Here is a 12,383-nt window from a genome sequence, read left to right on the forward strand (position 1 = left end):
GGTTCGTCAAATGGCGCATCGTCGATCCGCGCAAGTTCTATGTTGCCTTCAACGGCAATATCCGCGGCGCCCAGGATCGCATGACCCAGCGTATCGATTCGGTCGCCCGCGAGGAATTCGGCAAGCGCACCGTGGCCGACGTGGTCGCCGGCGAGCGCGACAAGGTCATGCAGAACATCCGCTCGGCCATGGCCGACTACGCCCAGTCGGTCGGCGTCGAGATCATCGACGTGCGCCTCAAGCGCGTGGACCTGCTGCCCGCGATCAGCGAATCGGTGTACCGCCGCATGGAGGCCGAGCGCAAGCGCGTGGCCAACGAACTGCGTTCCACCGGCGCGGCCGAAGGCGAGAAGATCCGCGCCGACGCCGACCGCCAGCGCGAAGTCGTGCTGGCCGAGGCCTACCGCGACGCGCAGAAGATCAAGGGCGAGGGCGATGCCCAGGCTTCGCAGATCTACGCCGATGCATTCGGCCGCGATCCGCAGTTCGCGCAGTTCTGGCGCAGCATGGAGGCTTACCGGAATACCTTCCGCGACAAGCGCGACGTGTTGGTGCTGGAGCCCAATTCCGACTTCTTCCGCTATATGCGCTCGGCGGGAGGCGCCCCGGCGCCGGCCGCGGCGCCGGCGGCAGGACGTCGCTAGCAGGGCCACGCTGGGCGGCCACGGCCGCCGGGCGCCAGGACAAAACCCCGGCTTGCCGGGGTTTTGTCCGGCTGGAGGGGCGGCGATGCGCGCCGCGGCGGGCGTCGCGGCCGTCTCACGGCGGCGCTGCCGGGTGACTGGCAGCCGGCTTGCCGCTGGCGAGGAAGACTGCGCGAACGAATGCGCAATCGCATGCGCAAACGAATGCGCGAACGAATGCGCGAACGAAATTCAACGGGTGCACCAAGGGCGCCCGGCAACTGCATGACGTGAAGAGATTTACCATGTCCAACCACTGGCTTCTGCCTGAAAACATTGCCGACGTGCTGCCGTCGGAGGCCCGCAAGATCGAGGAACTGCGCCGCCGCATGCTGGACCTGTTCCGCACCTACGGCTACGAGCTCGTCATGCCGCCGATGCTGGAGTACCTGGAGTCGCTGCTGACCGGCACCGGGCACGACCTCGACCTGCGCACGCTCAAGCTGGTGGATCAGCTGTCCGGCCGCACCATGGGCCTGCGCGCCGATATCACGCCCCAGGTGGCCCGGATCGACGCCCATTTGCTCAACCGCTCCGGCGTGACCCGCCTGTGCTATGCCGGCAATGTGCTGCATGCCCGCCCGGCGGGTTTTCGCGCGACGCGCGAGCCGATCCAGGTCGGCGCGGAGATCTACGGCCATGCCGGCCTCGAAGCCGACGTCGAAATCCAGGCCCTGATGCTGGCCGCGCTCCAGGTGGCCGGGCTGACCGATGTCCGGCTCGACCTGTGCCACGCCGGCATCCTGGAAGCCTTGCTCGACGGCCTGCCGTCGAGCCGCAAGATCGAGGACGCGCTGTTCGCCGCGCTCGAGACCAAGGATGTTTCGGCGCTGCGCGAGCTGACCGAAGGCATGCCGCAAGCCGAGCGCGATGCGCTGCTGGCCCTGCCAACGCTGTATGGCGGGGTGGAGGTGCTGGAGCGCGCCCGCGCCACGCTGCCGGCCAGCCCGGCCATCGGGCGCGCGCTGGATGAACTGGCCGCGCTGGCCGCCGAGGTGAACGGAGCCAGCGTCAATATCGACCTGTCCGACCTGCGCGGCTACCACTACCACAGCGGCGTGATGTTCACCGCCTACGTGGCCGGCCTGCCCAACTACGTGGCCCGCGGTGGCCGTTACGACAAGGTCGGGGAAGCCTTTGGCCGCGCCCGGCCCGCAACCGGCTTCTCGCTGGATTTGCGCGAAGTTGCCGCGCTGTCACCGCTGGAAGTGCGGGCATTCGCCATTTTCGCGCCGTGGGATGCGGATCCCGAGCTGCGCGCGAAGATCGCCGCGCTGCGCGCCGAGGGCGAGATCGTGATCCAGTCGCTGCCGGGCCATACGCACCAGCTCGACGAGTTCAATTGCGACCGCCAGCTCGTGCGCGACGCCGGCGGCTGGACGGTGGTGCCGCGCCGCGCGGGCGCCTGAGCGCCGCGCCGGCTCGTTTCATTTCCTTCGCGTTGCAGGCCGATCTCCCCAAAATCGGGGAGTTGTCCGGCAACGAGAGTAAAATACGTTTTTAACCTTCTGACCAAATCAACATGTCCGCTTCTGCAGTAAGCCAGGGACGCAATGTCGTCGTGATCGGCACCCAGTGGGGTGACGAAGGCAAAGGGAAAATCGTCGATTGGCTTACCGATCATGCAAAGGGCGTGGTGCGGTTCCAGGGTGGCCACAATGCGGGCCACACCCTCATCATCGGCGGCAAGAAGACCATCCTGCGACTGATCCCGTCGGGCATCATGCGCGCAGGCACGGTCTGCTACATCGGCAATGGCGTGGTGCTGTCGCCCGAGGCGCTGTTCCGCGAGATCGAAGAACTGGAAAGCGCCGGCCTGCAGGTGCAGAACCGCCTGCGCATCTCCGAAGCAACCACGCTGATCCTGCCGTACCACGTTGCCATCGACAAGGCGCGCGAAGCGCGCCGCGGCGCCGGCAAGATCGGCACCACCGGCCGCGGCATCGGCCCGGCCTACGAAGACAAGGTAGCCCGCCGCGCGCTGCGCGTGCAGGACCTGTTCGATCCCAAGCTGTTCGCCGAGCGCCTGCGCGAAAACCTGGACCTGCACAACTTCATGCTGACCCAGTACCTGGGCGCCGAAGCGGTGGACTTCCAGCAGACCCTGGACGAAATGCTGGCCTACGCGCCGCGCCTGGCGCCGATGGTGGCCGACGTGTCCGCCGAGCTGTACGCGGTCAACGCCGCCGGCGACAACCTGATGTTCGAAGGCGCGCAAGGCACGCTGCTCGATGTCGACCACGGCACCTATCCGTTCGTCACTTCCAGCAACTGCGTGGCCGGTGCGGCCGCGGCGGGCGCCGGGGTCGGCCCGGGCCGCCTGAACTACATCCTGGGCATCACCAAGGCGTACTGCACCCGCGTGGGTTCGGGCCCGTTCCCCAGCGAGCTGTACGACAACGACAACCCCGCCCGCCAGGATCCGGTGGGCGTGCGCCTGGCCAACGTCGGCAAGGAATTCGGCTCGGTCACCGGCCGTCCGCGCCGCACCGGCTGGCTCGATGCCGCCGCGCTCAAGCGCTCGGTGCAGATCAACGGCGTGTCGGGCCTGTGCATGACCAAGCTCGACGTGCTGGATGGCCTGGAAACCCTGAAGCTGTGCGTGGGTTACGAGCTGGACGGCAAGACCGTCGACATCCTGCCGCGCGGCTCGGATGCGGTGGCGCGCTGCGTGCCGGTGTACGAGGAGTTCCCGGGCTGGAACGAGTCCACCTTCGGCGTGAAGGCCTGGGATGCACTGCCGGAACAGGCGCGCACCTACCTCAAGCGCATCGAAGAAGTGGTCGGCATCCCGATCGACATGATCTCGACCGGCCCGGACCGCGACGAGACCATCCTCCTGCGCCACCCCTACGTGGCCTGACGCCTGGCGCGCCCGCAAGGGCGCCCGTGGCATGACGCCGGCAAGGCGTCGAGAGCACAATAGCAAATCGGCCCGCGCAAGCGGGCCGAAACATTATCGGTCGACAGACCTCAAGCCGAAGAGCTGGAAAATCATGACCCTGCCATCGAACGACGACGAGAACCTGTGGATCTCGTGGGACGAATACCACAGCCTGATCGCACGCCTCGCACTGAACGTCCATGAGTCGGGCTGGAAGTTCGACAAGATCCTGTGCCTGGCGCGTGGCGGCTTGCGCGTCGGCGACCAGATGTCGCGCATTTTCGACGTGCCCCTGGCCATCCTCGCCACCAGCAGCTATCGCGAAGCGGCCGGCACGCAGCAGGGCGACCTGGATATCGCTCAGTACATCACCATGACCCGCGGCGAGCTGTCGGGCAAGATCCTGCTGGTGGACGACCTGGTGGATTCCGGCGTGACGCTGGAGCGCGTGGGCCGCCACCTGAAGGAGCGCTATCCCGCCGTGACGGAAGTCCGCTCCTCGGTGCTCTGGTACAAGGCCTGCTCCAAGGTCAAGCCGGACTACCACGTGACCTTCCTGCCGACYAATCCCTGGATCCACCAGCCGTTCGAAGAGTACGACACCCTGCGCCCGCACAACCTCGCGGCCTGGCTCAAGCGCGGCAAGCACGCCACCGACGGCAGCGCGGGCTGAGCAGGCAGGACGCCGGGCGCGGGCCCGGTCAGTACGCCACCGTGTAGCGCTGGCGAGAGTGTGCGGGCTTTTCCACCTCGTCGATCATGGCGGTGGCGTAGTCTTCCATCGAGATCCAGCTCTTGCCCGAGGCATCGGACATCAGCGTTTCCTCGCCCGTGCGCCAGCTGCCGGTGCGGGTGCCCGGCTCGAACAGCGCCGCCGGGGAGAGGAAGGTCCAGTCGAGCGCGCTCTCGGTGCGCAGGGCCGCGAGGAAGTCGCGTCCGGCCAGGGCTTCCGCCTTGTATGCCTCGGGGAACTGGGGGGTATCCACCAGTTGCACGCCGGGCGCCACCAACAGGCTGCCGGCGCCGCCCACCACCAGCAGGCGCGGCACGCCCGCCGCCTTTACCGCACCGACGATCTGCGCGGCGCTTGCCTGCAGGAAGCGCACCGTGCTGATGACCACGTCGCTGCCGGCGATCGCCGCGGCCAGCGCCCCGGTGTCCGCCACGTCGGCGTTGCGGGCGGTGAGGTTCGGTTGCGCCGGGAGCTTCCCGGCCTGGCGTGCGACGGCGGTCACTGCGTGGCCGCGGCGCAGGGCCTCATCGATCAGGCGGGTGCCGACGCGACCGGTGGCGCCGATGATTGCGATTTTCATCTTTAACTCCTTGCTTGGCTGTATAGCCTGGTTACTTTAGCCCGGCTGCATCGCCAGTGCGGCGATCGCGGCAGGGCATGCCCGCGGCTGGCGCGAGCATGGGGCTGATGTGAAACTGATTTGGTTACACATCAGGTCAAAAAAATCAGCGCTTGCGGCGCTCCGCGGCGGCACGCTCCACCTCCGCCAGCATGCCGGCGATGGTGGTCTGTGCCAGCGCGCTGTCCATTGCCGCCTGCGCGTGGTCGGCGGCCTGCTTCAGCGCACCCGTGATTTCCCGGCCCACCATGCACGCCGGGTTGGGCGCGCTGTGGTGCAGCGTGATCAGCGCGGTCGATTCCACCGCGCGGAACACGTCGAGCAAGGTGATCGACGCCGCCGCGCGCGCCAGCGAGGCGCCGCCGGTGCTGCCCATCGCGGTGCTCACCAGTCCGGCCTCGGCCAGCTGGCCCACCAGCCGGCGGATCAGCGCCGGGTTGGTGCCCACGCTGCCCGCGATCAGGGACGACGGCAAGGGCTCGTCGGCGCTGGCCAGCAAGGTGAGGATATGAACGGCAACGGCGAAGCGGCTACTGGTGGTCATGGTTAGTGATGCAATGTGAAACCATGATAGTTACAGATACCGCCGACTGTCAAGCTGCCGATTATCTGGCAGGCGGACGGCGTCGCGGCAAGGAGGGTGTCCAGGCCGAATAGCGGATGCACGGCTGGAGATGCGCTTGGGCATAAACAGTGCGGTTCATGGCGAAAATCGCGGGAAATCTTCGGGAAACACGACATTTGGACGCGCGCGTGGCGGAAGAATGCCGGTATCGGCACTGAAACTGATACACTCACCCGCAGCGCAGCAGTCGGCGCGAAAGGCGGTCGGTTGGCGGTCGGTTGGCGGTGGTTTTCGCCCGGGCCGCGCCCTGGTGGTTCGTGTGAACGCCGGGCCCTGTGACAGGGCCGCCTGAGGGCGGCGAGGCATACGCCGCGAACCGCCGCTGTGTTTATATTGATTGGTCGCGCGGTCGCGCGGTCGCGCAAATCGAAAATATCGAATCGGGAGCAGCAAGTTGTCAGATCAGACGCCGGAAAACAAAAAACCCGCAAGGCTCGAAAGCGCTGCGGGTTTCCCGTTTGATCTGGTGCCCAGGAGAGGACTCGAACCTCCACAGTGTTGCCACCGCTAGGACCTGAACCTAGTGCGTCTACCAATTTCGCCACCTGGGCGGGCGTCGAAACAACAGAAGCGCTCATTATAGCGACCGCAATACGTTTGTCAAATACTATCTATAAAATTGAATCAAAATAACTATCCGATCCCTAGCCGGGAAGAAATCCTCGGCGTCCTGAGGACGTCCGGGTCGCCCCTGTCGGCTGGCGACATTGCCAAGGCGCTCGCCGTCACGCGCAAGGAACACGACGGATTCCAGAAACGCCTCGCCGCCATGGAGCGCGACGGCCAGATCGAACTCAACCGCAAGGGCCGCTACGAGCTGGCCCACCAGCCCAACTTCGTGGTCGGACGCGTGCAGGGCCACCGCGATGGTTTCGGCTTCCTGATCCGCGACGACGGCGACGACGATATTTTCCTGCCCGAGCGCGAACTGCAGAAGGCGATGCACAACGACCGCGCCCAGGTGCGCGTGATCGGCTACGACCGGCGCGGCCGGCCCGAAGGCCAGATCGTCGAGATCATCGAACGCGCCAACCGCTACGTGATCGGCCGCCTGCTCAGTGAAGGCGGGGTGCTGGTGGTGGCGCCGGAAGACAAGCGCATCAGCCAGGACATCCTGATTCCGCCCAAGGCGCAGGGCAAGGCGCGCGTGGGGCAGGTGGTCAGCGTGGAAATCATCGACTATCCCGACCGCTACGTGCAGCCGGTGGGCCGCGTGGTGGAAGTGCTGGGCGACATCGACGATCCCGGCATGGAGATCGAGATCGCCGTGCGCAAGTACGGCGTGCCGCATGCCTTCTCCGATGCGTGCGCCAAGGAAGCCGCCGCGCTGCCGGACACGGTGCGCGAATCCGACCTCGACCACCGCATTGACCTGCGCGACGTGCCGCTGGTGACCATCGATGGCGAAGACGCACGCGACTTCGACGACGCGGTCTACTGCGAGCCGGTCAAGATCGGGCGTGCCAAGGGCTGGCGCCTGGTGGTGGCGATCGCCGACGTGTCGCACTACGTGCGCCCCGGCACGCCGCTCGATGCCGATGCGCTGGACCGCGCCACGTCGGTGTATTTCCCGCGCCGCGTGATCCCGATGTTGCCGGAGAAGCTCTCCAACGGGCTGTGCTCGCTCAACCCGCAGGTGGACCGCCTGTGCATGGTGTGCGATGCGGTCATCACCGCCAAGGGCGAGCTCAAGGCCTACCAGTTCTACCCGGCCGTGATGCACTCGGCGGCACGCCTGACCTATAACGAGGTCTGGGCCGTGCTCTCCAACACCAAGGGCCCGGAGGCGCACAAGCGCGCCGACCTGGTGCCGCACCTGCAGAACCTGTACGAGCTGTTCCAGGTCCTGCTCAAGTCCCGCCGCGAGCGTGGCGCGATCGACTTCGACACCACCGAGACCTATATCGTCTGCAATGCGCAGGGCAAGATCGAGCAGATCCTGCCGCGCACCCGCAACGACGCGCACCGCCTGATCGAGGAATGCATGCTGGCCGCCAACGTATGCGCGGCCGATTTTCTCGAGCGTTTCAAGCACCCCACGCTGTATCGCATCCACGCGGGGCCGAGCGAGGAAAAGCTCAAGAACCTGCGCGAGTTCCTCAGGACCGTGGGGCTGTCGCTGGCCGGCGGCGACAAGCCGCAGGCGGCCGACTACGCCGACGTGATGGACAAGATCAAGAGCCGTCCCGACGCGCCCATGCTGCAGACCATGCTGCTGCGCTCGATGCAGCAGGCGGTCTACAGCCCGGACAATATCGGCCACTTCGGCTTGTCGTACGAGGCCTACGCCCACTTCACCAGCCCGATCCGCCGCTACCCTGACTTGCTGGTCCACCGCGCCATCAAGGCCGTGCTGGCGCACACCAAGTACCAGCCGGCGTTCGCCCCCGGCACGGCGCTGAATACCGCCATCGCGCCCAAGGCCCGCCGCATGCAGGCCAAGGACGCCGCGGCCAAGGCCGAACAGAGCGCGGCGCGCGCCAAGCGCAACGAAGCCATCTGGGACGAGCTCGGCCTGCACTGCTCGGCCAACGAGCGCCGCGCCGACGAAGCCTCGCGCGACGTGGAAGCCTGGCTCAAGTGCTACTTCATGCGCGACAAGCTCGGCAGCGAGTACTCCGGCACCATCAGCTCGGTGACCTCCTTCGGCATCTTCGTGCAGCTCGACGAGCTGTATGTGGAAGGCCTGGTCCACGTTACCGAGCTGGGCAGCGACTACTTCCAGTACGACGAAGCGCGCAACGAACTGCGCGGCGAGCGCACCGGCATCCGCTACCGCCTGACCGACCGCGTGCGCGTGCAGGTTTCGCGCGTGGACCTGGATGCTCGCAAGATCGACTTCCGCCTGGTGCAGGAACCGTCGGCCAAGAACCTGCGTGCCCGTGCGCCGGTCACCGAGGCGCAGCCGCGCGTGCCCGCCGCGCACGCCGTGCCGGCGCGCAAGAAGGGCCGCCAGCTGGCGGCGCTGCTGGGCGGCACCTCCAAGCCGGAAGAATCGTTCGACGAAACGCTCGACCGCGTGATCGAAGAACAGCCGGTGTTCGAGGCCGTCATCACGCCCGTCAAGACGCGTATCGGCCAGGGCGGCAAGCCGGCCAAGCGCGCCGCCAAGCCCAAGCCGGCCCATCTCGGGTCGGGTCCCAAGGGCGGCGGCAAGCCGGCCGGCAAGAGCAGCCGCGCCGCGCGCAAGCGCTGAGGTGGCGGGGGGAGCCGCAACCGGTTCCCCCGCTCTGGACACGCGGCAAGGCCCGGCGGGTACAATCCCGCCATGGCTAAACAMAAACTCCTGATCGGCTTTCACGCCGTCACCGCGCGCCTGCGCCAGGACGCCGCGGGCGTCACCGATGTCTATGTAGAATCCGCGCGGCGTGACCGCCGCATGCAGGACTTCATCCGGCTTGCCGAAAGCCTCAATGTGCGCCTGCATCCGGTGGACGCAGAGCGCCTGCGCGGCATGGCCGGCACCGATCGCCACCAGGGCGTGGTGGCCCGCGCCGAAGACGTGGCGCTGGCACTCAATCTCGACGAACTGCTGGATGGCATCGAAGGCACGCCGCTGCTGCTGGTGCTGGACGGCGTCACCGACCCGCACAACCTGGGCGCCTGCCTGCGCGTGGCCGATGGTGCCGGCGCGCATGCCGTGATCGCCCCCAAGGACCGCAGCGTGGGCCTCAACACCACCGTGGCCAAGGTCGCCAGCGGTGCGGCCGAGACCGTTCCCTACATCACCGTCACCAACCTGGCGCGCACCCTGCGCGAATTGCAGGAGCGCGGCATCTGGGTGATCGGCACGGCTGACGGCGCCGACAAGACCGTCTACGACGTCGACCTCAAGGGTCCGATGGCTCTCGTCATGGGCGCCGAAGGCGAGGGCATGCGTCGCCTCACGCGCGAGACTTGCGACGAACTGGTCGGCATTCCCATGGCCGGCGGCGTGGAGAGCCTGAACGTCTCCGTGGCCAGCGGCGTGTGCCTGTATGAAGCGGTGCGCCAGCGCCGCCTGCCGCGCTGAGCCCATGGCCGCGGAAATCGATGCGCCTTCTCTGGCGGCCGCGCGCGGCCTGATCGCCGGAGCCGGCAGCATCATGGTGCTGACCGGCGCCGGCGTCTCGGCCGAGTCGGGCGTTCCGACCTTCCGCGATGCCATGACCGGCCTCTGGTCACGTTTCAATCCGGAGGAACTGGCGCAGGAAGACGCTTACCGGCGCCAGCCCGCGCTGGTCTGGGAGTGGTACCTGCACCGGCGCGAGCTGGTCGCGGCCACCCATCCGAACCCCGCGCATTTCGCGCTGRCCGCGCTCGCGGCGCAAAGAAACCTCACCCTGGTCACGCAAAACGTCGACGGCCTGCACCAGCGCGCCGGCAGCCGCGATGTGATCGAACTGCACGGCAACCTGTTCGCCAACAAATGGCTGGACGGCTGCGGCCGCTGCGACCCGGCCACGGCCATTCCCGGCATGCCGCCGCGCTGCAACCTGTGCGGCGCCATGATGCGTCCCGGCGTGGTGTGGTTCGGCGAGGACCTGCCGCGCGTGGCGCGCTATCGCGCCGAGCACGCGGCCGAGACCTGCGATTGCTGCCTGGTGGTGGGCACCTCCGGCCTGGTGTACCCGGCCGCCGGCCTGCCCGGCATCGCCAAGGACCACGGCGCGCAGGTCATCGTGGTCAATCCCGAGCCCTCGGCGCTGGACCAGACCGCCGATATCGTGCTGCGCGGACCGGCGGGCGTGGTGCTGCCGCAGCTGTGGGACGGATCCGTGCCGGCCCGATCCTGAACCGGATGGTCCCGCCGATTGCGCAGGGACCATCCCGGTGTGAACGGGAGCTGGGTGAGCGGGAGGCTAGCCCGCGATCAGCGCTTCCAGCTTGACCGCATCCGCTGCGAACAGGCGGATGCCGTCGGACAGCTTCTCCGTGGCCATCTGGTCCTCGTTCAACTGCCAGCGGAAGGCCGCTTCGCTGCATTCGATGCGGGCGATATTGGCGGCCTGGGCCTGGTCGACCGACAGCTTGCGCTCGACCGTGCCTGCGGTGGCGGCGAGTTTCTCGAGCAGGTCCGGGCTGATGGTCAGCAGGTCGCAACCGGCCAGCGAGAGGATCTGCTCGGTGCTGCGGAAGCTGGCGCCCATCACTTCGGTGGGGTGGCCGAACTTCTTGTAGTAGTCGTAGATCTGGCGCACCGAGCGCACGCCGGGGTCGTTGTCGCCGGCATTGGCGGCAACATCCCAGTTGTCGCCGGCCTGCTTCTTGTGCCAGTCGAGAATGCGGCCGACGAAGGGCGAGATGAGTTGCGCGCCGGCTTCGGCGCAGGYCACGGCCTGGGCCAGCGAGAACAGCAGCGTCATATTGCAGCGGATGCCTTCGCGCTGCAGCACCTCGGCGGCGCGGATGCCCTCCCAGGTGGAGGCGATCTTGATCAGCACGCGTTCGCGCGCCACGCCGCGCTGCTCGTACAGCGAGATCAGGTGGCGGGCCTTGGCCAGGGTGGCTTCCGTGTTGAAGGACAGGCGGGCATCGACCTCGGTGGACACACGGCCGGGCACGATGGCCAGGATCTCGCAGCCGAAGCCGATCAGCAAGGCGTCCATGACGGCGTCGATGCCGTCGTTGTCGCGCACGGCGCGGTCCAGCAGCGGGCGGTACTCGGCCTTCTGCACGGCCTTGAGGATCAGGGACGGGTTGGTGGTGGCGTCTTGCGGCGTGTACTGCTTCATCAACTGGAAGTCGCCGGTGTCCGCCACTACGGTGGTGAACTGCTTGAGCTGATCGAGCTGGTTCATGGTCGGTGAGTTGCTGGTAGAGGTTGGTGATGACGCCGGGCCGGTGTGCCTGGCCGCGGGCGTCGCTGTACATCGTTGCCTTCCCCGGCAGGGGAGGGCGGCGCAGAGCGCAATGCGGTGGCCGGCGCGCGGGATGCTTTCATGCGGTCCGCCGCCGGTCTCGAAGCCATTGTACCGCCGGCCGGTGGCGCCTCCGGCGATGCCACGGCAATCCGGTACACTATGCGGTTTCCCCCAAAAGCAGACGGGCTGTTGTCATGAATCAGGATGAACTGAAGGCGCTGGTGGCGCAAGCCGCGGCGGACTATGTCGAGAAGGAAGTGCCGGCTGGTGCCGTGCTCGGCGTTGGCACGGGCTCCACGGCCAACCTCTTTATCGATGCGGTGGCGGCGTTCAAGGAGCGCTTTGCCGGCGCGGTTTCCAGCTCGGAAGCTTCCACCCGCCGCCTGCAGCAGCATGGCTTCAAGGTGCTGGACCTGAACGAGGTCGATGAAATCCCCGTGTACGTGGACGGTGCCGACGAGATCGACGCCAGCGGCGCCATGATCAAGGGCGGCGGCGGCGCGCTGACGCGCGAGAAGATCGTGGCCTCGGTGGCGCAGCGCTTTGTGTGCATCGCCGATGGCAGCAAGCTGGTCGACGTGATGGGCGCATTCCCGCTGCCGGTGGAAGTGATTCCGATGGCACGCGCGGCGGTAGCGCGCAAGCTGGCGGCGTTCGGCGGCCAGCCGCGCCTGCGCATGACCAAGGAAGGCGGCATCTTCAAGACCGACAACGGCAACGTGATCCTGGACGTCAGCGGCCTGAAGATCACCGATCCGAAGGCGCTGGAGGCCTCGATCAACCAGGTGCCGGGCGTGGTGACGGTCGGCCTGTTCGCGCTGCGCGGCGCGGACGTGCTGCTGCTGGGCACGCCGGAGGGCGTCAAGCGCAGCGACTACTGACGCTGGGCTGCGACGGCCCCGCACGGGGCGCGCCGGAACGAAAAAGGGTGCCGCGAGAGGCACCCTTTTTTATTCCCGGGCGCGGCACCAGGCCGCGCGCCAGGCACATTACGCC

General features: G+C 67.4%; 11 protein-coding genes and 1 tRNA gene. 8 read left to right on the forward strand and 4 right to left on the reverse strand.

The features are described 5' to 3' along the window. The 4 genes from hflC to AC1DO7_RS33685 form a co-directional block, all read left to right on the forward strand. The coding region (gene hflC / locus AC1DO7_RS33670) for a protease modulator HflC (RefSeq protein ID WP_477117082.1) at window positions 1-644 on the forward strand (644 nt) is incomplete at its 5' end. A 284-nt stretch (window positions 645-928) separates the two neighbouring features. Further along, complete coding sequence (locus AC1DO7_RS33675) at window positions 929-2,092, forward strand: ATP phosphoribosyltransferase regulatory subunit (protein WP_441623142.1); 1,164 nt, start codon at window positions 929-931, stop codon at window positions 2,090-2,092. Window positions 2,093-2,205: 113 nt separating this feature from the next. Then, complete coding sequence (locus AC1DO7_RS33680; RefSeq protein ID WP_441623144.1) at window positions 2,206-3,546, forward strand: adenylosuccinate synthase; 1,341 nt, start codon at window positions 2,206-2,208, stop codon at window positions 3,544-3,546. 133 nt (window positions 3,547-3,679) lie between these two features. Further along, window positions 3,680-4,240: a phosphoribosyltransferase gene (locus AC1DO7_RS33685; protein WP_441623145.1), complete on the forward strand. Its 561-nt coding sequence runs from the start codon at window positions 3,680-3,682 to the stop codon at window positions 4,238-4,240. A 28-nt stretch (window positions 4,241-4,268) separates the two neighbouring features. Here the strand turns inward: AC1DO7_RS33685 and AC1DO7_RS33690 are convergent, their stop codons facing one another. From AC1DO7_RS33690 to AC1DO7_RS33700, 3 genes are all read right to left on the reverse strand, one after another. Next, window positions 4,269-4,880 carry an NAD(P)-dependent oxidoreductase gene (locus AC1DO7_RS33690; protein WP_441623147.1) on the reverse strand — a complete coding sequence of 204 codons (612 nt, stop codon included), beginning with the start codon at window positions 4,878-4,880 and terminating at the stop codon, window positions 4,269-4,271. A gap of 145 nt (window positions 4,881-5,025) precedes the next feature. Then, the gene (locus AC1DO7_RS33695) at window positions 5,026-5,463 is read right to left on the reverse strand and encodes an Rrf2 family transcriptional regulator (protein WP_441623149.1); all 438 of its coding nucleotides are present in this window, start codon (window positions 5,461-5,463) and stop codon (window positions 5,026-5,028) included. 545 nt (window positions 5,464-6,008) lie between these two features. Then, window positions 6,009-6,095: transfer RNA gene (locus AC1DO7_RS33700), tRNA-Leu, on the reverse strand. 68 nt (window positions 6,096-6,163) lie between these two features. Between AC1DO7_RS33700 and rnr the strand changes: the two genes are divergently transcribed. From rnr to AC1DO7_RS33715, 3 genes are all read left to right on the forward strand, one after another. Continuing rightward, window positions 6,164-8,740: a ribonuclease R gene (gene rnr / locus AC1DO7_RS33705; RefSeq protein ID WP_441623151.1), complete on the forward strand. Its 2,577-nt coding sequence runs from the start codon at window positions 6,164-6,166 to the stop codon at window positions 8,738-8,740. A 72-nt stretch (window positions 8,741-8,812) separates the two neighbouring features. After that, window positions 8,813-9,556: a 23S rRNA (guanosine(2251)-2'-O)-methyltransferase RlmB gene (gene rlmB, locus AC1DO7_RS33710; RefSeq protein ID WP_477117083.1), complete on the forward strand. Its 744-nt coding sequence runs from the start codon at window positions 8,813-8,815 to the stop codon at window positions 9,554-9,556. A 4-nt stretch (window positions 9,557-9,560) separates the two neighbouring features. After that, window positions 9,561-10,319, forward strand: coding sequence for an SIR2 family NAD-dependent protein deacylase (locus tag AC1DO7_RS33715; RefSeq protein ID WP_477117084.1), 759 nt, complete (start codon window positions 9,561-9,563; stop codon window positions 10,317-10,319). A 66-nt stretch (window positions 10,320-10,385) separates the two neighbouring features. Here AC1DO7_RS33715 and tal read toward each other — a convergent pair whose 3' ends face one another. Continuing rightward, window positions 10,386-11,324 (reverse strand): transaldolase, encoded by a 939-nt coding sequence (gene tal / locus AC1DO7_RS33720; RefSeq protein ID WP_477117085.1) that lies wholly within the window; start codon window positions 11,322-11,324, stop codon window positions 10,386-10,388. Window positions 11,325-11,581: 257 nt separating this feature from the next. On the opposite strand from tal, the gene rpiA reads away from it, so the two are divergent. Continuing rightward, window positions 11,582-12,268: a ribose-5-phosphate isomerase RpiA gene (gene rpiA / locus AC1DO7_RS33725; protein WP_441623159.1), complete on the forward strand. Its 687-nt coding sequence runs from the start codon at window positions 11,582-11,584 to the stop codon at window positions 12,266-12,268. The last annotated feature ends 115 nt before the right edge of the window (window positions 12,269-12,383 follow it).

The organism is Cupriavidus sp. 05N40 (assembly GCF_056397305.1).

What these genes read in the sequence shown, in the direction of transcription:
- AC1DO7_RS33675 (WP_441623142.1), top strand. Translation starts at nt 929, where the DNA reads ATGTCCAACCACTGGCTTCTGCCTGAAAACATTGCCGACGTGCTGCCG.
- AC1DO7_RS33680 (WP_441623144.1), top strand. Translation starts at nt 2,206, where the DNA reads ATGTCCGCTTCTGCAGTAAGCCAGGGACGCAATGTCGTCGTGATCGGC.
- AC1DO7_RS33690 (WP_441623147.1), bottom strand. Translation starts at nt 4,880, where the DNA reads ATGAAAATCGCAATCATCGGCGCCACCGGTCGCGTCGGCACCCGCCTG.
- AC1DO7_RS33695 (WP_441623149.1), bottom strand. Translation starts at nt 5,463, where the DNA reads ATGACCACCAGTAGCCGCTTCGCCGTTGCCGTTCATATCCTCACCTTG.
- rpiA (WP_441623159.1), top strand. Translation starts at nt 11,582, where the DNA reads ATGAATCAGGATGAACTGAAGGCGCTGGTGGCGCAAGCCGCGGCGGAC.